The organism is Microcoleus sp. (assembly GCF_049646505.1).
In the GTDB taxonomy this organism is placed as follows: Bacteria; Cyanobacteriota; Cyanobacteriia; order Cyanobacteriales; family Microcoleaceae; genus Microcoleus.
Genome location: NZ_JBARVX010000468.1, coordinates 1 through 23,411 on the forward strand (window position 1 = coordinate 1; position 23,411 = coordinate 23,411).

A 23,411-nucleotide genomic window follows, 5' to 3' on the forward strand; every position below is an offset into this window, starting at 1 on the left:
TGGTGATGGCGCGCAAGCATCGATTGCCGAAGGCGATTCAGGCGTTTATTCCCGAACACCAAGGTACAATGTTAATTGCTTATTTCTACCACCAAGCACAGCAAATTGCAGCAAAAGAACCGCAAGATTTAAAGATGGCTTTGGCAGGTGCGGATAATTCAAAGTTAGCAATCGAAAGTCGGGAAGTAAGGGAGAAAGATTTTCGCTACGCAGGGCCGATTCCGCAGTCGCGGGAAACAGGGATTTTGATGCTGGCGGATTCTTGCGAGGCCGCTTTGCGATCGCTCAAAGATGCCACTCACGACGAAGCTTTGAATATGGTTAATAAGATTTTGCGCGCTCGCTGGCAGGACAATCAGTTGTTGGATTCTGGTTTGACGCGGGAGGATATGTCTTTAATTGCGGAGCTTTTTGTGCGGGTTTGGGAACAGTTCAATCACAAGCGGATTGCTTACCCCAGTGCTGTTTTTGCTCCGAGGTAAGGGGAAATTTTGAGTCATAAAAAAACGGACTAATTTCTGTTGAAAATTAGATTTTATGATGGCGATGTACCGCGCAGGGCACCGTGAACTTGAGGATTGCCGCTGACAATTACCACAGTTTGTTTGATTCCTGTGATTAGCCAATGTCTGTCTGTTTTTTGAATCAAAGAGTGAAAATAGTTTCCTGCTGTATCAAACCGATTCTGTCCCGATTCGCGAGTCGGGTCAAGTCTATAAATTTGATAGACAGACTTGCATTCGGCAGTATTATTGTTAAGAGTTACCTCGTGATTTGTGCTGACGTGCAGCGTTCGGAAACCCGCAAGACCTTCTACCCGCTGTTTTATATATTCTTCTGCGGTTATTCGTCTGGGAGTTTCACCCCGAAATTCAGAATAGTCGATATCTATTTCGTCTGCTAAATGCGACCGCACTTTTTGCCAGTCTTGGGCATCCATCGCATTGGCAAATTCTACGATCGTATCTATGACAGCAGCGCGGTCAACAATCCAGCGGATTTCGGGCAGTTCGTACATAGACAATAAATTTTGTCAGTTCTGTCGCAGAAGTTGTTAGTTGTTAGTCATTAGTCATTAGTCATTAGTCATTAGTTATTAGTTGTTAGTTGTTAGTTGTTACTTGTTACTTATTAGTTGGTAGTTGGTAGTTGGTAGGGGCGGTGCCCCGTGCCCGCCCTCTTACTTGTTACTTGTTACTTGTTACTTGTTACTTGTTAGTTGTTAGTTGTTAGTTGTTAGTTGTTATTTGTTAGCTGTTATTTGTTAGTTATTAGTTGTTATTTGTTAGTTGTCGGTAACAATAACTAATACAGCCTCAAAAAAGTGAGGTATGCCCGATGCCCTGTTTGGCCAATGCCCTGTTTGGCCGATGCTTTTAGGCCCCATCCCCAATGCCCCATGCCCTGTTTTGCCAATGCCCTGTTTGGCCAATCCCCCATTCCCGATGCTTTTAGGCCCAATCCCCCATTCCCAATTCCCAATTCCCTAATTCTATCCTTTGACTCCGGCGGCCGCTTCTGTGGGAACAATGTATTTTTGCAATACTAAAAACAGTCCTAAAACTGGAACAATGGAAATAATTGAACCCGCCGCTACCAAACGCCAATCTAAGGAAAATGTCCCTGCTAAATTAGCAACTCCTAAAGGTAACGTGTAATATTCCGGTCTGTCTAAAACTAGCAGCGGCCACAAAAAGTCGCTCCACGAACCGATAAATACAAAAATTCCTAAAGTGACTAAAGCTGGCTTAATTGCCGGAATCATGACGTGCCACCAAATGCCTAATTCAGTGCAGCCGTCGATGCGGGCGGCTTCTTCTAATTCTTTGGGAACTGCGAGGAATGCTTGCCTCAATAAAAATATGCCGAAGGCTGAGGCTAGTCCGGGAAAGATTACGCCTAAATAGCTGTTTTTTAATCCGAGTTGTACTGTCAATATGTACAGCGGAATCATGACTATTTGGAAGGGTATCATGATTGTGGATACGATCGTAATTAAGATGGCTTCGCGGCCGCGAAAGTTGAGTCTGGCTAAGGGGTAAGCGGCGAGGGCGCAAAATAAAACGTTGATGCTGACTGTGAGGACTGCAATCAAAGTGCTGTTGAACAGGTAGCGGCCGAAGGGGTTGGTTTGCCAGACTTTGATGAAGTTTTCGAGGGTTGGCTGTTGCGGCAACAGTTGCGGGGGATATTGAAAGATGTTTTCGGTTGGGGATTTGAGGGAGGTACTCAGCAGCCACAGCAGGGGGAAGAGCATTAAAAGTGCGATCGCCCCCATGATACTGTACGTCCACAGCGTGCTCCACCGCGATCGACCGTTGTTTGGGGAATTTGATTTTTTAGTTTTGAGATTGTTCATTGTTGGGATATGATGATAAGTCCTTGCTTCGCGAGAAGCCTTGTTTGTCCATAAGGGATTATTGCCATGAAACCGTTTATTTACGAAACAATGTACATTCTGCGCCCGGACTTGGGCGAGGAAATGACTGACCAGGCGATCGCCAAATATCAAACTATTTTGCGCGATCGAGGTGCTGAAAATATCGAGACTCAGCACCGCGGCAAGCGCCGTTTGGCTTACGAAATCGGCAAGCACCGCGACGGAGTATACGTTCAAATGAACTATACTGCTCCGGGCGCTGCAATTTTTCCGATGGAACGCGCCATGCGTTTGAGCGAGGAAGTGATCCGCTATTTGACGATCAAGCAAGATGTGCCAGATGCACCTGAACCGGAAGCGGAAGCGGAAGCTGCGGCGTAGAAATCGTCTCAACAAACACGTCAAATGTAGTACAGGTCTAGTGTTTGATGATTAGGGCAGATCCCCCCTTAGCTTGCCCCCTACTCGACCCCTACTCCCCTTAAGAAGGGGGGGACAGGAAGTTTTCAAAGTCCCCCTTCTTAAGGGGGATTTAGGGGGATCTGGCCTCGGATCAAAACGCGATTTATCAAGATTTTCCGACAATTCTCAATCTGAGTTCAAAAACTCCAAATAATTATTAGTCAGTTCTTTGACTGCTAATTCATACAACTGCTGGCCGTGTTCTGGGGTTGCTAAGGCCGGATTTGAACCCATTCTGCCGTCGGGATATCGCCGTCGGAAGCTAGCAGCACTGTAAATTTTGTACCCGGATGCAACTTCTTCCGAAAGCGGAGCTTGTTTGATTGCTTCGGGATAAAGGTACTGGGTTAAGGCGATTTCGCTGGGTGTGGCGTGGGAGCCTTCTTGGTTTCCGTACAATTCTTTGGCGAGTTTGTAGACTGAACCGCACATGAACCAGTTGCCGATTTGACACTGGATGCGATCGGCATTCGATAGATTCAAGTCCGACAAATGCGCGTAAGTCTCGGCAAATGCTGCTTTCATCGTGGCAATGTTGCCGCCGTGACCGTTGATGAAGAAATATTTCTCAAATCCAGCTTTTGCTAAAGATGTGATATAATCTCTGATTACGAGAATCAGGGTCTGGGGTCGGAGGCTGATGCTGCCGGGAAAGCTGGTATGGTGCAAGGCCATCCCTACATTAATTGTCGGGCCGATTAAGGCATTGGCAGCTTCGCCGACACCGCGGGCGATCGCAGACGCAGCAATTGCGTCAGTTCCGATTAAGCCGGTGGGCCCGTGCTGTTCGGTGGAGCCGATCGGGATAATTATGCCGCGGGAACTTTCTAGATAAGCTTCTACTTCGGGCCAGGTACTCAAATGCAGCAACATTATAGGCAGTTTACAGATTTTTACTTACAAACTCGATCCTAGCCGGCAAGCCAAGAAAAAAGCCTTTGGGCAAACTTATTATTGTACTATTAAACAAAGCCCTACAGTTCGCTCTACATTGCGATCGCAACTTTACAGTTATATTACTTAACTTTAATAATTTAACCAATTGATCACCAAAACTTTACCTTTAAATAACGTTTTAAGAGTAATATAACAAGTATCTCCCTATAGATTGGGTGTTACCTGGTCAATTAACGGCGGGCAATGTTTTATGAAGTTAACACCAACCCCTAAAAATGACCTGGCTTCTGAGACCTGGACGCAGGCAGACAGCGCAGCTATCGCAACTGCTTTACGGCTGTACTATTTGCACGAGCAAGTAGAAATAGCCGATCGCGTGTCTGTGGGATGGGCTGGCTAAAGATTACAAGCGATGAACAAATGGCGGTCGTACAGGCGATCGCAGCGCGAGAGTGCCTCAGCTACTGAAGAAGGCACCTCACGCTAGCCACATACAAACATAACTCCCACTGATATTTATGTCTTCTGCTGAATTAAGCGAAAGTCCTTCAAGGTTGGCTGTTGGACAAGCCGGCCGCATCTTGTTACTAGAAGGTGAAGACCTGTTGCGCGAAATGCTAGCTTTAGCCCTTAAAGAACAGGGCTATGAGGTGGTAGTAACTAGCGACGGGCCGGGCGCTCTGCCTTCCGTTCAGGCTTCCTCGTCATACCCCGGTGAATTTGCCTTTAACCTGTTAATTATGGATTCAATTAACGGTTTGGATCTGTGTCGAATGTTACGGCACCAAGGCAATCCCGTCCCTATTTTGATTATCGGCGCTAGAGGAAGTGCGAACAATTGCGCTTTTTATCTAGAAGCCGGATCGGACGATTACCTAACCAAGCCTTTTGGAATGCGGGAATTTATCGCTCGCTGTCGGGCGCTGATGCGTCGAGTGCGCCTCGTCGGTCAGTTGTCGCAACCGGTGATGCTGCAATATAAGAGCATAACTTTGTATCCCGAAGAATGCCGCGTATTGGTTCGCGGAATTGAAGTAAAATTTTCTCCTAAACAGTTTCGCTTACTGGAACTATTTATGAGTAATCCCCGGCGAGTTTGGTCTCGCGATAGGTTGCTGGAAAAAATTTGGGGTCACGATTTTATCGGAGACAGCAAAACAGTTGACGTTCACATCCGCTGGCTGCGCGAAAAGTTGGAAATCGATCCCAGTCAACCGGAATATATCATTACGGTACGGGGATTCGGCTATCGATTTGGTTAAACTTTTAAATCTGCTGTACGGTTGCAAGTTGCAGCCAATATCCCGTAAGGACACAACTAAGTTGTGTCCTTATTTGTACCTGTACGGTACGCAAGTTTGGCGTGCGATCGACACAGAATCTGTAATGATGCGAGAACTCTAAAGAAACCCGGTTAGGAGTGTGTACTTCATAAACCGTGAATACGCTGTATTTTATACTTTGTATGGGTCGGAATATTGTCTAGACTTGCATTTTTTATTGAAGTGCTCTCTGTTGAGTCGAAGCCCAAATTGTCTTGAACAATAATACGAACCATAACTCAACACTCTGCCGTCCACTGCCAACAATCAAGTTTGTGGCAATCTCCTGCAACTGCAACAGCCGCTACCATATCTGAAGTGGAAATTAATTCAATTAAAGACCATTTTGATGCTTCATCGGGGTTTGCTTTGACATTTAACAGCGCTGCTGGTTCTCCAGGTGCGAGGGTGACATCAAACTCATTTAAAGGAAGAGAAAGTCCTTTGCCTACTGCCTTGATATAAGCTTCTTTGCGAGTCCAACAGGTGAAAAAAGCTGTCGTCTGGAGATGTTCTGGCAGCGAACTGAGTGCTAATTGTTCTAAGGGTGAAAAAAATCTTGCAGCAATTTCTAAACAAGAAGTTTTGGGCTTTATGGCTTCAATATCAACACCAATTTCTCGATTTTTGGTTATAGCAATTAGAGCTATTCCCCTAGTGTGAGATAAATTGAAACGCAGGGTATCTCCACCTTGGGCGACGGTGAGAGATGGTTTGCCGTAGGGATTGTATTCAAAGCGTAGAAGGGTGGGGTTTATGTGCAGGTAGCGACTCAAAATCGCTCTCAGCGCACCGCGACTTACAATAAATTGATCTCGATCTTTGGGAAAATGAAAACGCTCTGCTTTTGTCTGTTCATCGGTTGAAAGAGTTTGTTGTAAATTCTGCAAACAATTTTCTGTTTGAGCCAGGGAGACGCGCCAAACATGAATTTCGTTGATGTCTAATTTCAGGTTTTGCGGTGGGGAATTCCACGCATCAAGAGCAGCAATCATGTATTTATGTTTTGTGATGATTCACATCAGGCAGCATTCCCAGAAACAGGCAAGATGCCTGTTATAACAATTTCATAAAGTAGCGCTAGATATTACCCCCCCCAACCCCCCCTTACTAAGGGGGGGCTCAGATTTTATCCATAGCATATCTTTAAAAAAATGGTATTATACAACAGATTAATTTCTATTTCAAGGGTGAATTAATCCAAGTTTTCACAACTTTTCCGGCTAATTTTTGTCCCAACCAAGGCGTATTTGCCGATCGCGACTTCAGACTGTGCGCCTCAACCGTCCAAGTCATTAACGGGTCGAACAAAATCAGCTCAGCAGAGACTCCCGGTGCAGCCGTGGGGGGCGTTTGTCCGAGACAAACGGCGGGGCCTGCGCTCAACACTCGCCACAGTTCTAAAGCCGAAAGTTTGCCGGTTTCCACGAGTCCGTGCCAGAGCAAAGGCAAGGCTAATTCCAAGCCGATCGCCCCAGGCGGACTATCAGCAAAAGCCACAGTTTTCTCCTCGTAAGTATGCGCGTTGTGGTCGATCGCGATCGCATCAATCACCCCATCTTTCACAGCTTGAATCAGCGCTAATTGGTCGCCCAGATTGCCCAGCGGCGGTTCTAGATGTAAATTCGGATCGTAAGCAAACGAAGCAGTCAGAGCATTTTTCCCGCCTCCAGAATCTTTGGCGTTACCTGAAATTGCCCCAACATTCAACAGCAAGTGCATCCAAGTCACACTCGCAGTCACCGGCAAACCCCGCGCCTTAGCATCCCGAATCAATTCCAGGCTGCGCGCCGTAGAAACGCGCATGATGTGTACTTTCGTGCCCGCCGATGCCACCAACTCTAGGATGGCCGCCAAAGCCGATGTTTCCGCAGTCGCAGGAATTCCCGGCAAACCCAAGCGCACCGACACCGCACCCTCCCTCGCCGCGCCATTTCCTGCCAAAGTTCGATCGCACGGCCACAAAGCCACCGACTTGCCCAAAGGCTGGATATATTCAAGCAAACGCCTCACCAGAGCCGGATTGCTAAGCGGCAAACCGTCGGCAAACCCCACGATCGCAGGGGAGGCAAGCTCGCCCAACTCAGCCATCTGCTGCCCTTTAACGCCCGCTGTCAGCGCGCCCCAAAAATACAAGCGGGGCAGCCCGATCGACAAATTGCGGATGTGTTGCTGCAACAAAGCTAAACCGGCCAAGTTGTCCGCAGGTGGCGACGTATCCGGCAAAATCGCCACCCGCGTAAAACCGCCAGCAGCAGCAGCCTGCATCAAGGATTCCAGGGTTTCCCGTTCCTCAAAACCCGGTTCCCCGCTGTGACTGTAAATATCGACCAATCCCGGCCCTAAAATTAGTCCCTGAGAATCTCGTACTTCCGTGTCGGCGGGAATCTCGGTAATTTTTTCTTCGATTGTTTCGATCTGATTTTCTTTAATTAGAATATCAGCGATGCGATCGAGCTTTGAAACTGGATCTAACACTCTTACATTTTGTAGCAGTTCGCGACTCATAACTTACAATTCACAATCAAATCAGCTCTTCATCAGAATTATTCATCACTCTTGTCTCCCTCTGCGTTCTCTGCGTTCTCTGCGGTTAAATCATTCCGATCCAACAGAAAACCATATCAAACATAAAAAGTCAAACATTTCAAAACTTATATCATGTCGCGTAAAATAACGCCGATCGGGTTTGTAGTGAAGACCGAAGTCCTCACTACAAACCTATTACAGTGCTCCGGCTGCTGTTTTGTCAAAAATGCCGCCGCTTAAATGAGTTGTGATGTTCATCGCCTGCAATACTGGCAAACCGTCGGGGCCGTGGGGATAATCGATGACGCTAACTGCCCCATTTCCTTGTTTGAATTGCCAAAAATGTTCGGGTTGCAAATTGAACAGGTGGCACAGAAGGGCTTTGTTGACGGCATCGTGAGCAACTACAATTCCTGTACCAGAAACCGATCGTACAATTTCTTGCCAACCTGCGATCGCCCGACTCCAAACTTCCTCCAAATTTTCTCCTTCGGGCATTTGTACGTTTTCTGGAGATGTTTTCCATTCATCCAGCAAACCCGGATAGGATTGTTCTATTTCTGATTCAAACTTTCCTTCCCAAAGTCCGTGACTAATTTCTCTCAATTCGTCGCGGAGTTGTAGTTGCAAATCGGTGTGATATTTAAGGATGATTTCCGCAGTTTCTTTCGGGCGCAGCATGGAACTGCTAATCGCAAAATCTAATTTTACATCTTTGAGAAATTCTGCGGCTTGCCGAGCTTGTTCGCGACCGTTATCGTTGAGAGGTACGTCTATTTGTCCTTGAAATTTACCTGCTTTGTTCCAATCTGTTTCGCCGTGACGCACCAGCAACAAGCGCGGGCCGCTGTGTCCGTCCCTCGGTTTCGGGAATTTTTCTCCGGTACGGGCGGTTAAATTCAGCGATTCTAATTGAACGGCAATTTTCTTATTTTGCTCTGTTTTTTCATCGCCACCTACAGGAGAAGGCCCAAAATTGATGACGCTAATCCCGCAATTTGACTGTTGAATAGATTGATAGTAATTCGGGGTAATTTCCGAGGCTGTAGCGATGAGCGCGCGGTTGATTCCGTTGTGACCTACTACTAGAATTGTGCCTTCCCGGTGGCGCGATAAAAGCTCTTTCCAAAAATTGCGGGCGTTAGCAAATATTGCCAATACTGGAAAGTGTTCGACTTCTCCTTCGGCTGAAGGTAGTTTCATGGAAAATTTGTCTGGCTGTTTTTGCCATTGCTGATATGCTTCGGGGAATTGGTCGATCGCATCTTGACGCAACATTCCTTCCCACAGAGGTAAATCGATTTCCATCAATTTATCGGTTGGTTGCAGTTGTGGCGGATTTGTCAAGCGCGACAGGATGATTTCGGCTGTTTCTTTGGCTCGCTTCAGGGGACTTGTATACGCAGCATCGAAGGCGATGCTACTGAGTATGTCGCCTACTTGAATCGCGCTGCTGCGCCCTGCTTCTGTCAAAACTGATTTGTCGAGGCGGCCTTGGATGCGGCGCTCTTGATTGTAGGTGCTTTTGCCGTGACGGACTAAGATAATGCGAGTCATTCGATTTTAGATTTTAGATTTACGATTTACGATTTACGCTGTTACCGAGTTGAAGGATGCGCGGTACGCACCTTTTCTCGTTACCAGGCAGAGCCTGGTAATGCAGATCCCGAGGCTCTGCCTCCTTCTATTTCGCAACTTACAGGATAAAGGACTGTAGGAGGTGCTTAAATTATTAAGTTTTCGATCCTTATCCCGTTACCGAGTTGAAGGATGCGCGGTACGCAGCTTACCTCATTGAAAAATCTCGCATCCCCCTGCTGGAAGGGTGGCGGCAGAGCGTTTTCTGTCCCCCTCTGCTGTTCGGGGCCTGTCAAACTGTAGACTGACAGTACGTTGCAACTGGTTGTTGACACCAGTGCGGTGCGTGCCTTACCCAGTCGAAGGGTGCGAGCCGAGTCAAAAAGATGAGCCAGTGAAATTTTACCAGTTGTGGGGCTACTCTCGACTGCAACCGCCTATGATTGAAGACGGACAAGATTTAGTAGTTGCGGATTTGCGCGGGACGGAACAGCAGGAATGACACTGAAGCGGATAATTTTAAGTATTTTAACGGCGATCGCGATCGCCCTGGTCGGTTTATCTTTAGTTGGTAGTTGGAACCAGCCGCAAATTCAAAGCCGACTGGAACTCTACCAGACAAATTTGCTGCTTCACGCCTCCGAGTGGCAACCACAAAATGATGGGGATGCTAATTTAACTTCGGCACGCAACAATATTGTCGGTACAGATCCTTTAAATACTGCTTTGACGCAGTATCGAGAAGCGCGAGATACAACTCGAAAAGCTATCACAACAACTCGATCGCAAATTAAAGATATTCAGTCTGCCACCGCAGCTAAACCTGATAATAATACTCAGAATTTGGCTCAAACAAAGGTTTTGTCAGAGTCTGTCAAGCAACAGTTAGCGCTGCAAAACGAAATTGACTTGCGCGTCGGAATTTTGCAGGCAAGCAACGACAAAACTGAGGCAGCAATCCAAACTTGGGAAAAATTAATTGAGGGTGACAAAACTGAAAGTGATGGCAATTCTTCGGTGGCAACTGCTAGAGTTTTAACTGGAATTTGGAGCGATCCGGCTCAACTGCTGCCGGATGCCGAGCCGCGCATTCAAAAGTCTTTGGATGGTTGGTTTCGCTATCGCGCTCTCGCTCAACTTTACAAGCTGCAAGAACGTTCTAAGGAACTAGCAGCCCTGCAAGCTACAGAGCAAGCAACGGCTGAACAAGCTATAGAAAAATTGGCACTTATTGTAGGCATTCCGGCGATCGCACTTTGCATCGGTACGGTTTTGCTGGTTGGTTTGACTCTACAGTGGCTGTTGCAGCGGCGACAGTTAGATAAGGCCAGTTCCGGGCCGCTGCTGTCGCGAAATGGGAGTTTGGCTTGGGATGTGCCTTGGGATGGCGAGATTGTTTGGCAGGTGCTTGTGGTCGGTTTTTTCTTTGTCGGGCAAATCTTGATTCCCTATTTATTATTGCCAGTTTCTCTAGCTGTTTTAAAACTCAGTCCGGCTACTTTTGACCCGCGCGAAAAGGCTTTTTATATCTTTGCTACTTATTTGTTGCTGTCGGCTGGGGGGCTTTCGGTACTGTATTTTTCAATTAAGTCTTTTTTGCCTTTGCCTGACGGTTGGTTTCGGCTTAATTGGCGGGGAAATTGGTTTTTGTGGGGCTTCGGCGGCTATTTTGTGGCTTTGCCTTTGGTAGTTGTGGTGTCGCTGATCAATCAGCAATTATGGCAGGGACAAGGTGGCAGCAATCCGATTTTGCCGATCGTCCTTGAAGGTAGGGACAACGTGGCTCTGGCGGTGTTTTTCGGCACTGCTGCGATCGCCGCTCCGGTTTTTGAGGAAATCGTGTTTCGGGGCTTTCTACTGCCTTCTCTGACTCGCTATTTGCCTGTTTGGGGGGCGATCGCAGCCTCGGCTTTCTTGTTTGCCGTGGCTCACTTGAGTGTCTCCGAGATTCTGCCTTTGGCGACTTTGGGTGCGGTGTTGGGCTTTGTGTACACGCGATCGCGCAACCTCCTCGCTCCCATGCTTCTCCACAGTCTTTGGAACAGCGGAACTCTCCTGAGCCTGTTTCTGTTGGGCAGCGGCGCGGGTTAATTCGCGCGGTTGTTAACAATTGTGAATTCGCCTTGTTTTTTTCGCAGGTTTGAGAAAAACTGCGAAAAAAGCAGGTGCGCCACCAGCCCCCGATCTTCAATCTAGTCCCAAATCGGGAAGCTAAACGGAAAAACTTGTTTTAACATAGAAGTAACATCTTGTACGGTTTTTGTGGATGGGTCGCACCAATGAGCAATTTCAACAGCCACAAGTTAGAGGGAGCGCCGACTTGGATGCGTTTCGCACCCTATGCAGCTCTAGGCATTTTAATATTTTCTCTCAATTCCGGCAGCGAACTAAATTATTTCTTGAGAGGCTACTCGGTCATTCTCCAAGCTCAAGCCGGTATAGTTCTGCTGTATTTTTTGATGTCTAAGTTTCGCAAAAAACCTAATAAATGAGTAAAAATTAGTAATATTGCTTAGCTCGATCGCACAAGTTAAAGTAAAAAAACTGGGGAAAGGGAAAATGGTAAAAGATAAAACCGTAGCAGTTGTGTTAGCTTTTTTTATTGGAGGTTTCGGAGGACACAAGTTTTATTTGGGAAATAACGTAGCAGGACTATTTTATTTGCTTTTTTCCTGGACGTTAATTCCCTCACTGATCGCATTTTTCGATTTTATCGGTCTGCTGCTGATGTCGGAACAAGCTTTTCAGGTACAGTACAATCACGGAGCATTGCCTTCTGGGTATATGCTCAGAGGGGCAAAAGATGTGACAGGGGCGATCGCCGAATTGAAAGGACTTTACGATATGGGTGCAATTACCGCCGAAGAATATGAAGAAAAACGCCAAAAACTGCTCCGAGAATTGTAGTTAAGAAGTTCGGCCACGGATTCTGTAACCGATTTAACGGATTTAACGTATCTAAGCAAGAAGGGAAGTCACTATCAAAAGGCTGGGATTTAAACAAGAGTCAAATATAAACCAATACGCTTCAGTTAAGCCCGGAGATCCCCCCTAACCCCCCTTACAAAGGGGAGTAGGGGGTGGGACAAGATATTCTCAAAGTCCCCCTTATTAAGGGGGATTTAGGGGGATCTCCGGGGAAGAAACATTTTAAAATGAACCGTATTGAACTCTAAAATAGATCGAGGATAAAACTACAGTGTCTCAAGATTTATACTGGCTGCGTCAAACTCCCAAGTGGGTGTGGTATTCTTTTATTCCCTACTTCGGCGGACTGGCGATCGCCTATGCAGGCCAAAAAACAAATATTCGCAGTTGGATGGGATGGGGTGTTGGCTTTACTTTAGCAGCACTAGCGCTATCTTCTTCAACTAATTTTGGAACGCTGGTTTGGATAGCTCAAATTGTCACTGCTTTTGCCTTGAAAAAGCGCTATCTTATCAAAACCGCACCCAGAGGTTTACTCGTTCCTGCAACTGCGACCAATGCCCGAGAACTGGCAAAGGAGCGCGGCAAAATAGATATTAATGAGTGTACCAAAGACGATTTGGTCAGAATATTGGGTTTGCCGATCGTCTACGCTAACGATATTGAATCTTTGCAAAACGAAGGTTACATTTTTACGCACCCCGAAGAGTTATCGGAAATCGCCGGAGTTCCCGAAAGTCACGTCAGGCGCATCGCTCCGATGATTTGCTTCAGCTACAATTATCAAAAAGAATCACAGTTTAGTTGGAAACGGTTAAATATTCTGTCGCCGGAAGAGTTAATTCAGAGCGGTTTAGATCGGGTTGTGGCTGAAACAATAGTTAGAGAAAGGCAGATCGAAGGTGCATACAAATCAGTTATTGATGTCAAGCGGCGGACGGGACTGCCTTTTGATTCCTACCGCCATATTTGTTAATTGGCAGTTGTTAAGCTGTCGCGGCATTTAAATTCTATGTTCAGGACGGGACAGCCCACCCCACAAGACGGAAAATTGTTTTGTGACATATAATTTACAGGCGGCAACAGCTTAGTACGAACAGTTTAGTTGGGTAAGTCATGTAGAAGACATATTGAGTTTCTGCCACCGGTTTTGGCTCGATCGGATGATTCAAGGTTAGCAGGACAAAAAGCTCGATCGCATCCTGGTAACTGACATACAATCTACCTGCTGGCAAAAATCTCCCCAGCAGGCGAACCCAACAAAAAAATTAAAAAAACTCTTAAAAATCTTGACATTTGCACAAAATAATGATATTAAACAATATTGGTAAAATGGTAATTTTCCCTAGCATCAACTCCAATCCGGGGTAAGTTTTTCAGACGATGCCTTAAATATCAGTTGTATACTGTCAGAATTATTATTGAAATCCCAAACGACACAACAGTAGCAGTACCGCTAACATCAAATTATGTCTGACTCTCCTCCATCTCAAATCTCCCCAGAAGCTGCACCGGAAAGTGCTGCTACCGCAGATCGCAGTGCCAAAACTCGGCAACTGTTGGGCATGAAAGGCGCTTCTAGCGGGGAAACTTCGATCTGGAAGATTCGCTTGCAACTGATGAAACCGATTACCTGGATTCCCTTAATTTGGGGCGTTGTGTGCGGGGCTGCGTCTTCTGGAAACTATGTTTGGAATTTAGAGAATTTCGCGATCGCGGCAGCTTGTATGTTGATGTCAGGGCCTTTGCTTACTGGCTACACTCAAACTTTGAACGATTTTTACGATCGCGACATCGACGCTATTAACGAACCCTACCGCCCGATTCCTTCCGGTATCATCTCGATTCCCCAAGTAGTAACGCAAATTTTGGTATTATTAGCCGCAGGCATTGGGGTGGCTTATGCTCTAGACTTGTGGGCGGGTCACGAATTCCCAATCATGACTGTGTTGACTCTCGGCGGCGCGTTTCTAGCTTACATCTACTCTGCGCCACCGCTGAAACTCAAGCAGAATGGCTGGTTGGGAAATTATGCCCTGGGTGCTAGTTACATTGCTCTGCCTTGGTGGGCCGGTCACGCTTTGTTCGGCAAACTTGATGCTACTATTATGATTTTGACCCTGTTTTACAGTTTGGCAGGGCTGGGAATTGCGATCGTTAACGATTTTAAAAGTGTCGAGGGCGATCGGCAATTGGGGTTAAAATCTTTGCCAGTGATGTTTGGTATCAGCACAGCAGCTTGGATTTGCGTGTTGATGATCGACATCTTTCAAGCTGGGATTGCAGGCTACCTGATCGCCATCCACCAAAACCTTTACGCTGTCATTCTCCTGCTGCTGATAATTCCCCAAATTACTTTTCAGGATATGTACTTTTTACGCAATCCCCTGGAAAATGATGTTAAATATCAGGCTAGCGCTCAGCCTTTCCTGGTTTTGGGTATGCTGGTAGCAGCCTTGGCACTAGGTCATGCGAGTTAAGAAGAATTAAGAGCGGGGAATTTTGAGTTAAATAGTTTTTAATTCAAAATAATTAACTCAAGACTGTTCGCAGTGTTGTTGAATAAAAAATGTCAAGTTAAAAATTAAAAATTGAAGGAGGTTCGCCTTTTTAATTTTTAATTTTTAATTGAAGTTGATGAGGTTTGAAGGTCTGAACGTGGCAGAATTTTTCTCAAATATCAAAAAAGATGAATTGAGCAAAGTCACTAAGGAAGCAGGCGGTAATTCCGATGGAGAATCGCCAAATGCTGCCAATAGCACGGGGCTAAACTCGTCACCCTCCCTGCCTCAATTGTATCCACAGGCAAGGAGCGAGCGATCGGAGTATGTGGTATCAGAAGATGCTGAACCTCCAGAAGAGTCAGAATTAAGACAGGAATATTATTATTCCGACTCAGAAGACGATCGATATCTCAGAGTTAAGGGCAACTGGCAAGGGCTGAAACGTTTAATCATTTGGTTGGAAATTGAGCCTCTAATTAGTACGTTGCAAGCCAAGGGAAAAGAAGTGTTGCAGGCCCGATTGAGTGGGCACAGAACTAAATCACCAAAAAAATCCCAGAGATATAATAGTCGCAAATTACCAGAAAATAGCGCGCTGCCCGGCACCCAACTGGAACAAATCAATACTGAACTACCAGAAAATAGCGCGCTGGCGGACACCCAACTGCCAATAAATACTGAACTACCGGAAAATAGCGCATTACCGGAAAATAGCCAACCACAGGAAAATAGTAAACTACAGAAAAAGTTAAAAAAACTCCGGTCTCGCCGCCCGCGATTTTGGATTGCCGTAGGTGTTGCTAGTCTGAGCGGTGGCGGTTTAATATACGGTTTGTGGATTTTGCACGCCTTAGAGAAAGGTTTGCCGGATGTTAACGATTTGTCGGCCTTTAACCGCGACGGCACGCTGACAATTAAGGCGGCAGACAATACGATTTTGTTGCAGTCGGGGCCGGCAACTAGAGATAAGCTAAAACTTGATGAAATTCCCGATTTGTTGAAGAAAGCTTTTATTTCTATCGAAGACCGCCGTTTTTACGAACATCGCGGGGTGGATTATCAAGGTATTGTGCGATCGATTGCTTCTAATTTGGTAGCGAGAGATTTGGTGCAGGGCGGCAGTACAATTACGCAACAATTGGCTCGCGTGGTTTTTCTCAACCAAGAAAGAAGTATTAGGCGAAAGGTTCGAGAGGCTATTTTGGCTCTGAAAATAGAGCGGGAGTTGACTAAAGACCAAGTTTTAGAAAGATATTTAAATCTGGTTTATTTGGGTTCGGATGCCTACGGAGTAGCAGATGCGGCTTGGGTTTTCTTTAGCAAAACTGTAGATAAGTTGACTTTGGCAGAAATGGCAACTTTGGCGGGTTTGCCGCCGGCACCGAGCGAATATTCTCCTTTGGTAAATCCGAATATTGCTAAGGAACGCCGCAATATTGTGCTCAAACAAATGCAGGAAGCGAAGGTAATTACAGAAGCGCAGGCGAAGGAGGCGATGGCAGAACCGATTGCTGTTAAACAAAGTCCGCCGAAGCGATTTAAAGTAGTCGCGCCTTATTTTGCTAGTTACATTCGGAAAGAACTGCCGCGCTATGTTTCTAAGGATGCTTTGGAAGCTGGGGGTTTGACTGTCGAAACGACGGTGGATTTGAAGTGGCAGAAAATAGCGGAACAGGTGATTAAAGATGCGATCGAGGTTGATGGCCGCCGTCAAGGTTTTGAACAGGCAGCTTTGGTTTCTATGGATACTAAAACTGGGGAAGTTAAGGCGCTCGTCGGCGGCGGAAATTTTAAGGAAAGTCAGTTTAATCGCGCTACCCAGGCTTTGCGACAACCCGGATCGACGTTTAAAGGGTTGGTTTATGCCGCCGGAATCGCAGCCGGTTTTTCGCCTTACGACAGCTATGAAGATGAGCCAATTATTTTCGACGGCTATCAACCGAATAATTACGGCAAAAGGTTTAGTGGCTGGCGATCGATGTCTGACGCTTTGAGGGCTTCGGTGAATGTGGTGGCGGTGAAGGTGTTGGTCGATGTCGGCTTTGAACCTGCGATCAAATTAGCCCGCGATATGGGAATTAAGTCTAAATTAAGTCCGATTTATTCCCTGGCTTTGGGTTCTTCTGAGGTGAATTTGCTGGAGTTAACTAATGCTTACGGTACTTTAGCATCCCAAGGTAATTTTATTGAAGCGCACGGAATTACTCGGGTGATCAATCAGCGGGGAGATGTCATTTATCAGGCTGATTTTAAACCGAAACGGGTTTTAGATAAAAATAGCGCTGCAATTACTACTTGGATGTTGGAGGGTGTAGTGGAAGGGGGTACGGGCGCGCCTGCTGCTTTGTCCGATCGCGCTGTTGCCGGCAAAACTGGTACTTCAGAAAACGTGCGGGATTTGTGGTTTATCGGTTACATTCCGCAGGTGGTGACTGGCGTTTGGCTGGGGAATGATGACAATTATCCGACGGGGGGAACTAGCGGTACTGCAGCTTACAATTGGCGCGATTTTATGAGTCAAGCTGTGAAGGGAATGCCGGTTGAGAAGTTTCCAAAGTTGCCGGAGTTGGAGGGCCGCAAAGGCAGTATTAAGGCAAAACCGGTTCAGCCTAATAGGATTATTCGGGGGATGATTGTCAATGATGATGGGGCGATCGTACCTTACAATCCCAATCCCGAACCCCGGCGCCGCGAGTGGCAAGAACCTGCTTATCAAGAACCTGCTTATCAAGAGCCGGGATATTAAGGGGGTTTTACCAACAATTGCCACGCCTAGGGGCGGGTTTTGCCAACAATAATTGCCTAAAATCCATAATATAGTAAACCCGCCCACACCTAACGAACAATTTAAATGTACATGAGCTGGCAAAAATCGGAATTTTGATTGGTTTTTACTGCAGATTAAGGCGGATATAATACAGATATAGCGGGCGATCGCTTGTGAGAACTAGCAAGGTTTTATATTGTTTTTTATTCAGACTTTCTCGGCTCGCACCTAAATCGATTAGCTGTTCAACATGAGCTAAATTTATTTTGATATATAGCAATCCTCGCATCATTTTCAATAACTGGTTGAGAGGCTAAGAGCCTAGGAATCGATGTCACTCTTGAAGAGTCTCGCCTGCGAAAAGGTCGGCTCTTCCTCGCCCCAGAAGCGTTACCAGGCTCTTCCCGGTAACGAGTAGATATGAGCTAAATTTATTTTGATATATAGCTTTTCTCAGAAAGATGAGGTACTGTCGGGAATCGGGCCTAAAAGCATCGGGCATCGGCCCGCGCAGGGCATAAGGCATACGTCATCTTTCTGATAAGTGCTATATTGAAATTATTTCTTAATTGCCTGTCTTCTTTTGGTGCGGGTGGACTGTCTTTGTTTGGCTATTAATAAGTAGTCTTCTCTGGAAAGATTGCGGTAGGTTCTTGGTTTTTTAGTGGTATTTTCTTTGATTTGTTTATACAGGATATCTCGGATTTTTTCGGTATGAACTCTGGCTGTGTTTAATAGTCCTAAGTCCGTCGGATAACTAATGTCGGCAGGGGCGCAGGTTGCATCTACGATCGACTGACCGCGATTGGATAACTCATTTTTGTCCGAATCCTTTTTTTTTCGGGTTTGACGCTTAGTGATTTCTCGCATTTTTTCAACCATGCGTTCGTTCACTTTATTAATTAGGTTGGAACTAATACGCGCGTCAAAAGTGTACGGCGGGGTGATGGGTTAAATGGTAGTTCATTACTGTAGATTGATTGACCGATCGAGTATTGCAGATGGGGATTTTCCCGGTTCTGTTCTACCGTTTGAAGGGTCGCTAATTAAGAGTTTTTCTTTGATAATTAATGCCCCCAATGCCATCCTCCATCGTTTGGCTGGTGCCCCATGAGTCTGTAGGGAAGTTTTCAGCATATTCTGATTCAAATTCCGATCGCGGGATTAGTTCGCCCATTTTTACCCAACGGTTGTCTGAGGACAGCCTTCCTCCGAAAGGCAGTTCAAACTTGGATGGGGGGCTGGAGGCACCGCGAGGCTTTTTTGTACAGGAGATCGCAGGTGGTGATGCACGGGTTTTGACCTATTTTACCTGTTTATTTTGCACTTTATTCACGCAAAGCGCGATCGAATAACCTTTCGCCACGTCAAGTGCGATCGATATGTTCAGCAAGCCCTAAGTACGCAAAGTCGGTTCGATCGTTCGGACTTGGGTATTCATCAGAAGAGAGAGGAGTTGGGCCCTGACTAGAAACCTATAACGGTATGTCGATCGGCGATGGTGTGAGTCGCGCACTAGATATGTATGGATATTCCGGATTTGCCGATCGACATTGCGTAAACTCAAAATTCACCGCCTGCGGTAGTCCACTTTGCTCGATTGGCACAGCTACCGGCCGTACTCATAAGCTGAAACACTTGATAAATCGTTGTTTGTCGGGACAAAAGTGTCCTGTGCCAGTACCGGAGCCCGAAAGTGTCAGGGCGATCGCACCACATACCTTCGACTTTTTATAAATTAGTAAGTGTAAAGCAAGCGAGTCACAACCCATTCAAAAAATCCTCAAATCAAAAAAGAAAACATCTTCACAGCAGCAGTAATGCGGAATCAGCCCAGCGCTAATGTAGCTAACAACATCTACCAGTGAGACAAATCCCAGCAACTTAGCGACAGCTAAATCCTTAATTCAATACCTCGGAATTACTCAATTTAGACTCTCCGCAACCGCTGGTCAAATCACCAAAAAATTCAAAATATTTTTGCCTTCGATCCGGATGGAAGCACCACGGACAAGAACAATGAAATAACAGGGCAAGCAATCAATCTCAACCAGGAAATGCAGCCTCTCAAATAGCAGAAACAGACAATTACACATCCATATATTTTAACACAACAGGAGTAGATATCATGTTCAACGTAGTAAAAGCTTTCGGCTCTATCTTCTCTACTCAAGGATACAACACAGCCAACAATATGTTAATCAAAAATTACGTCAACACCAATTTTCACTACTTCAACGAAGAAGCCGTGGTCGATGAATCGATTTACCCGAACCAAACAGGTCGCGTCCGCTTTCAAGGTAGCTGGTGGCCCGCACGGTGCGATCGCCAAATCACCCTCACACCGGGAGACACCGTTTATGTCATCGGCGTTGACAGCATCACTCTGTTAGTTTCCCTCGCTCCCGCCGACTAATTCACAGCATCAAGAACCAGGAAATGCAGCCTTTTAAATAGCAGAAACAGCACCTAATAATTCCCTATATTTTAACACAAAAGGAGTCAGTAAAATGTTCAACTTAGCAAAAGCTTTCGGTTCTATTTTTTCTGTTCACAGCTACAGCACAGCAGATAATATGTTAATCGACAACTACATCAATACAAATTTTCACTACTTCAACGAAGAAGCAGTCGTCGATGAATCAATTTACCCGAATCAAACAGGTCGCGTCCGCTTTCAAGGTAGCTGGTGGCCCGCACGGTGCGATCGCCAAATCACCCTCACACCGGGAGACACCGTTTATGTCATCGGCGTTGACAGCATCACCCTATTAGTTTCCCTCACTCCCGCCGACTAAACGAGAAAGCAATCTAAACTTTTTCACAGTCAGAGCCCCGACTTCTTGAATAAGTCGGGGTTCTGACTATTTTGTTTTTTAGTGGCAATTTGGCTGAAATACCCCTTTTATTTCTTAGCCCGCGTCGGCGGGCTTTGTTTCTGTAGTAGCGGTTTCAACCGCCGAATTCTAGCTACAATAAAAGGGCATTTTGGAGAGCTTGTTTGTTGAGGCGATCGCCCATTTGAGATTCGCTACTTTCTGGACTTTCTGCTTTTTCTGGTGCTTTAGCGATCGGCGGTAGCGGTTCGAGCAGTTTGGATCGAGCTTCCTGAATTGAAGGGTAATTTTCAGTCCATGATGAAATTGCTTCTGAAAGCACATCGATATCATCAGGTAAGGGTTCGATTAGCTGCGCGAGTTCGGTTAATTGTTCCGCAGAAAAGAGCGATCGCTGCTGAGTTAAAAGTTCGATCGACGAGTCGATATTTTGTTCGGGGAGTGACATCGATTCGCGTTGGATTTTTTTAATTGTTTGCCGCACAAATTCTAGAGACAAATCTAATAATTGTGCGATCGTCTCTAAATTCATTCCAAACGCTAGCATCCGACGAATGGCTTCTAACTTCGCCTGTCTCTCACCTTGTTCGAGTCCTTGTTCGAGTCCTTCTTCTAAACCTTCTTGCTTGACTTCCTGATAAAATCGGGTTTGTCTGAGTTCGCTTAAATTCAACATGGCGGCAATTTCCTCGCGGCTTTTTTGGGGGAGTTTGTAGACGATAATTGTTTCGATGAGGTTGATTAAATCGCGTAGAACGATCGGATCGGATAACTGCTGTCGGGCCATTGCGATCGATTGCCGCGCTTGCTCTGCGACTGTCTCTGCTGGCTCGATTACCAGTTTAACAACTTTCACTCCCAGGGAGCGATCTGCGGATTCTGGCAATTCATCGAGGTAAATCCGTTGCACCCGCTGACTGGTTAGGAGTTCCTGAAATTGCAGCATCTGTTCGTGTTCGATGCGGCGGCTGGGATAGATGACAACGACGCGCCAAGGATTGACGGGTTTGTATTGTCGCAGGTAAAGAAAGAGCTCGCCAAAGATGCGGTAGTACAAGTCGGCATCGGGTTGAAACTGAACTTCCGCCAAGTAAAATGGTTTTTCCGGTTCTTCGGTTGTGGGTAGAAATAACCCATCGATGCGGAATGCGAGTTGTTTGATTTCGCGGGAGGTGAATTCATAGGCGGCGGCTTCGTCTGGAGGGCGATCGATCAGTTCAAAGAAGAATCTGGGAAATTCCTGAAACAGGCTGTAGAAAATGGTGTCTGTTTTCATGAGTTGTCGATGGGAATCGAAGATGGGTAGTGTACCATGCCAAGAAACCAACAACTATGACACAAGAACAAATTTTTGAAGAAAGCAGTGGTAATGTATTTGCTGACTTCGGGCTGGAGGATGCAGATAAACTTTTTGCGCGGGGCAAAATAGGGATTTAAGTAATCCGTATCCTGAAACAACGCAACTTGAAACAGCGCGAAATTAGTCAAATTCTTGGCATTTCACAGCTAGAAGTATTTCATTTAATGAACGGAGAGTTTCAACGGCTTAGCGAGGGAAAACTACTACTTTTTCTCAACCGACTCGATACGGAACTTACTTGAAATTTTCCCCTTTGTAATGGTGGAAATCAATCTGCTGAAACTTTGACATTGCTATAAACTGTGGCGGCATATAAATTATATGTCAATAAACAATTCCCCGTCTTGTGGGGTGTCTCGCCCGCCCTGAACATATAATTTAAATGTCCGACAGCTTAGGACTTAGGGAACCGATCGCCTTATTGAATTTTGGCGTTGCTGATTTAGGGTAAGAAAGGCTAAATACGCAAGTCATAGAAACCAGTATCCACAAAACTTCGGGATTTTCAAGTTATTTTTTTCATACCCTGATTAAGCAACGCCATTTCAATCAACCCTGCCTTGAGTATGCTTAAATAAGCTTAGACACCTACTAACCATATTTAAACCAGTGAACTTTCAATCAATCATTGCCACCTTAAATCAATTCTGGAGCGATCGAGGATGCCTGATCGCCCAATCCTACGACACAGAAAAAGGTGCAGGAACCATGAATCCCCACACCTTTCTCAGAGCAATTGGCCCCGAACCTTGGTCAGTCGCCTATGTCGAACCCTGTCGCCGCCCCACCGACGGACGCTACGGCGAAAATCCCAACCGCTTCCAACATTACTATCAATATCAAGTCCTGATTAAACCATCTCCTCCCAACATTCAAGAAGTTTATTTAGACTCCCTGAGAGCATTAGGAATTCGCCCAGAAGACCACGACATTCGCTTTGTAGAAGACAACTGGGAATCGCCCACCCTCGGAGCTTGGGGTGTGGGCTGGGAAGTCTGGCTCGACGGCATGGAAATTACCCAATTTACCTATTTTCAACAGTGCGGCAGCATTGATTGTCGCCCGGTATCGATTGAGATTACCTACGGGCTAGAACGCCTCGCGATGTATCTCCAAGAAGTTGATGCCATGACCAAAATTCAGTGGAAAGATGGCGTAACTTACGGCGACGTTCACCTGCAAGGAGAAATTGAACAGTGTACTTATAACTTTGAAGCTTCCAATCCTGAATTGCTGTTTACTTTGTTTGGTTTGTACGAGCAAGAAGCCGAACAACTGACAAAAAAAGGATTGGTTTTGCCCAGTCTTGATTATGTGTTAAAATGTTCTCACACTTTCAATTTACTCGATGCTAGAGGCGTGATTTCGGTAACGGAAAGAACTCGCTATATTACCAAGATTCGCAATTTGGCGCGCAGGGTTGCTCAGCTTTATTTGGAACAGCGGGAACAGTTGGGTTTTCCTTTAGAAAAAGCTGTAAAAGTGTGAGAAGGAAAAGGATCAAGACACGGATACACGGATGAATTTAGTTGCGATCGTCCTCGACTCATACCAATTTTATAGGTCGTTGCATAGAATTCCGATCCCCCCTAACCCCCCTTAATAAGGGGGGGACAAGATTCCGATCAAAGTCCCCCTTCTTAAGGGGGATTTAGGGGGATCGAAATATGTGCAACTTTTTGGGATTTTTAATGAATTCAATGCCTAATTATTCGGAAAATAATACAGAAACAAATCCTCAACTGCGACTTGACGGTGTAAGCTTGAAAACACCGATCGCCTCTAGCTACTTATTAAACAATATCTCGTTTCAGGTACACAAGGGATCTCGCGTCGCAATTGTTGGC

23 protein-coding genes and 2 pseudogenes are annotated in these 23,411 nt (G+C 45.9%); 16 read left to right on the forward strand and 9 right to left on the reverse strand.

Translation table 11 applies throughout. The features are described from left to right. Positions 1–482, forward strand: a pseudogene (locus WBA89_RS22470) (hypothetical protein); the annotation flags it as partial. A 53-nt stretch (positions 483–535) separates the two neighbouring features. Here WBA89_RS22470 and WBA89_RS22475 read toward each other — a convergent pair. After that, positions 536–1,018, reverse strand: coding sequence for a nuclear transport factor 2 family protein (locus WBA89_RS22475; protein WP_424409581.1), 483 nt, complete (start codon positions 1,016–1,018; stop codon positions 536–538). 474 nt (positions 1,019–1,492) lie between these two features. After that, the gene (locus tag WBA89_RS22480) at positions 1,493–2,359 is read right to left on the reverse strand and encodes a carbohydrate ABC transporter permease (protein ID WP_424409582.1); all 867 of its coding nucleotides are present in this window, start codon (positions 2,357–2,359) and stop codon (positions 1,493–1,495) included. A gap of 66 nt (positions 2,360–2,425) precedes the next feature. Here WBA89_RS22480 and rpsF point away from each other — a divergent pair, with 66 nt between their 5' ends. Then, a complete protein-coding gene (gene rpsF, locus WBA89_RS22485) occupies positions 2,426–2,761 on the forward strand; it encodes a 30S ribosomal protein S6 (protein WP_424409584.1) in 336 nt (111 codons plus the stop codon). Between the two features lie 207 nt (positions 2,762–2,968). On the opposite strand, the gene WBA89_RS22490 is transcribed toward rpsF, so the two are convergent. Then, a complete protein-coding gene (locus tag WBA89_RS22490; RefSeq protein ID WP_424409586.1) occupies positions 2,969–3,715 on the reverse strand; it encodes a creatininase family protein in 747 nt (248 codons plus the stop codon). Between the two features lie 274 nt (positions 3,716–3,989). Here WBA89_RS22490 and WBA89_RS22495 point away from each other — a divergent pair, with 274 nt between their 5' ends. The 3 genes from WBA89_RS22495 to WBA89_RS22505 all read left to right on the forward strand — a co-directional run bounded on the left by WBA89_RS22495 (position 3,990) and on the right by WBA89_RS22505 (position 5,143). Next, positions 3,990–4,139 (forward strand): hypothetical protein, encoded by a 150-nt coding sequence (locus WBA89_RS22495; protein WP_194062089.1) that lies wholly within the window; start codon positions 3,990–3,992, stop codon positions 4,137–4,139. 118 nt (positions 4,140–4,257) lie between these two features. After that, positions 4,258–5,001 carry a winged helix-turn-helix domain-containing protein gene (locus tag WBA89_RS22500; protein ID WP_424409588.1) on the forward strand — a complete coding sequence of 248 codons (744 nt, stop codon included), beginning with the start codon at positions 4,258–4,260 and terminating at the stop codon, positions 4,999–5,001. Further along, positions 4,994–5,143 (forward strand): hypothetical protein, encoded by a 150-nt coding sequence (locus WBA89_RS22505; protein WP_424409590.1) that lies wholly within the window; start codon positions 4,994–4,996, stop codon positions 5,141–5,143. The genes WBA89_RS22500 and WBA89_RS22505 overlap by 8 nt, the downstream gene beginning before the upstream one ends. A gap of 157 nt (positions 5,144–5,300) precedes the next feature. Here the strand turns inward: WBA89_RS22505 and WBA89_RS22510 are convergent, their stop codons facing one another. The 3 genes from WBA89_RS22510 to WBA89_RS22520 all read right to left on the reverse strand — a co-directional run bounded on the left by WBA89_RS22510 (position 5,301) and on the right by WBA89_RS22520 (position 9,147). Continuing rightward, positions 5,301–6,056, reverse strand: a complete 756-nt coding sequence (locus WBA89_RS22510) for a 4'-phosphopantetheinyl transferase family protein (RefSeq protein ID WP_424409592.1) — start codon at positions 6,054–6,056, stop codon at positions 5,301–5,303. 184 nt (positions 6,057–6,240) lie between these two features. Beyond that, positions 6,241–7,569 (reverse strand): dihydroorotase, encoded by a 1,329-nt coding sequence (locus tag WBA89_RS22515; RefSeq protein ID WP_424409593.1) that lies wholly within the window; start codon positions 7,567–7,569, stop codon positions 6,241–6,243. Positions 7,570–7,785: 216 nt separating this feature from the next. Then, the gene (locus WBA89_RS22520; protein ID WP_424409594.1) at positions 7,786–9,147 is read right to left on the reverse strand and encodes a histidine phosphatase family protein; all 1,362 of its coding nucleotides are present in this window, start codon (positions 9,145–9,147) and stop codon (positions 7,786–7,788) included. A gap of 367 nt (positions 9,148–9,514) precedes the next feature. Between WBA89_RS22520 and WBA89_RS22525 the strand changes: the two genes are divergently transcribed. The 5 genes from WBA89_RS22525 to WBA89_RS22545 all read left to right on the forward strand — a co-directional run bounded on the left by WBA89_RS22525 (position 9,515) and on the right by WBA89_RS22545 (position 13,072). Beyond that, positions 9,515–9,670 (forward strand): hypothetical protein, encoded by a 156-nt coding sequence (locus WBA89_RS22525; protein WP_424409596.1) that lies wholly within the window; start codon positions 9,515–9,517, stop codon positions 9,668–9,670. Next, entirely contained in the window at positions 9,667–11,259 is a 1,593-nt protein-coding gene (locus WBA89_RS22530) for a lysostaphin resistance A-like protein (RefSeq protein ID WP_424409597.1), read from the forward strand. Before WBA89_RS22525 ends, WBA89_RS22530 begins: the two co-directional genes overlap by 4 nt. Positions 11,260–11,447: 188 nt before the next feature. Further along, positions 11,448–11,660 carry a hypothetical protein gene (locus tag WBA89_RS22535; RefSeq protein WP_424409598.1) on the forward strand — a complete coding sequence of 71 codons (213 nt, stop codon included), beginning with the start codon at positions 11,448–11,450 and terminating at the stop codon, positions 11,658–11,660. A 67-nt stretch (positions 11,661–11,727) separates the two neighbouring features. Further along, entirely contained in the window at positions 11,728–12,075 is a 348-nt protein-coding gene (locus WBA89_RS22540) for an NINE protein (protein WP_424409600.1), read from the forward strand. A gap of 292 nt (positions 12,076–12,367) precedes the next feature. Then, entirely contained in the window at positions 12,368–13,072 is a 705-nt protein-coding gene (locus WBA89_RS22545) for a helix-hairpin-helix domain-containing protein (RefSeq protein ID WP_424409602.1), read from the forward strand. 94 nt (positions 13,073–13,166) lie between these two features. On the opposite strand, the gene WBA89_RS22550 is transcribed toward WBA89_RS22545, so the two are convergent. Beyond that, positions 13,167–13,331 carry a hypothetical protein gene (locus WBA89_RS22550; RefSeq protein ID WP_424409603.1) on the reverse strand — a complete coding sequence of 55 codons (165 nt, stop codon included), beginning with the start codon at positions 13,329–13,331 and terminating at the stop codon, positions 13,167–13,169. Between the two features lie 234 nt (positions 13,332–13,565). Between WBA89_RS22550 and chlG the strand changes: the two genes are divergently transcribed. Next, positions 13,566–14,576: a chlorophyll synthase ChlG gene (gene chlG, locus WBA89_RS22555; protein ID WP_424409605.1), complete on the forward strand. Its 1,011-nt coding sequence runs from the start codon at positions 13,566–13,568 to the stop codon at positions 14,574–14,576. A 157-nt stretch (positions 14,577–14,733) separates the two neighbouring features. Next, the gene (locus tag WBA89_RS22560) at positions 14,734–17,346 is read left to right on the forward strand and encodes a transglycosylase domain-containing protein (RefSeq protein WP_424409606.1); all 2,613 of its coding nucleotides are present in this window, start codon (positions 14,734–14,736) and stop codon (positions 17,344–17,346) included. Between the two features lie 582 nt (positions 17,347–17,928). On the opposite strand, the pseudogene WBA89_RS22565 reads toward WBA89_RS22560, so the two are convergent. Next, a pseudogene (locus WBA89_RS22565) lies at positions 17,929–18,643 on the reverse strand (transposase); the annotation flags it as partial. 852 nt (positions 18,644–19,495) lie between these two features. Here WBA89_RS22565 and WBA89_RS22570 point away from each other — a divergent pair. Further along, the gene (locus WBA89_RS22570) at positions 19,496–19,783 is read left to right on the forward strand and encodes an NfeD family protein (protein ID WP_424409608.1); all 288 of its coding nucleotides are present in this window, start codon (positions 19,496–19,498) and stop codon (positions 19,781–19,783) included. 94 nt (positions 19,784–19,877) lie between these two features. Continuing rightward, complete coding sequence (locus WBA89_RS22575; protein WP_194062067.1) at positions 19,878–20,165, forward strand: NfeD family protein; 288 nt, start codon at positions 19,878–19,880, stop codon at positions 20,163–20,165. A 172-nt stretch (positions 20,166–20,337) separates the two neighbouring features. Here the strand turns inward: WBA89_RS22575 and WBA89_RS22580 are convergent, their stop codons facing one another. After that, a complete protein-coding gene (locus WBA89_RS22580) occupies positions 20,338–21,480 on the reverse strand; it encodes an Rpn family recombination-promoting nuclease/putative transposase (protein WP_424409609.1) in 1,143 nt (380 codons plus the stop codon). 173 nt (positions 21,481–21,653) lie between these two features. On the opposite strand from WBA89_RS22580, the gene WBA89_RS22585 reads away from it, so the two are divergent. Then, positions 21,654–21,806, forward strand: coding sequence for an XRE family transcriptional regulator (locus WBA89_RS22585; RefSeq protein WP_424409611.1), 153 nt, complete (start codon positions 21,654–21,656; stop codon positions 21,804–21,806). Between the two features lie 367 nt (positions 21,807–22,173). Beyond that, positions 22,174–23,052, forward strand: coding sequence for a glycine--tRNA ligase subunit alpha (gene glyQ, locus WBA89_RS22590; protein ID WP_424409610.1), 879 nt, complete (start codon positions 22,174–22,176; stop codon positions 23,050–23,052). Positions 23,053–23,411 lie beyond the last annotated feature (359 nt).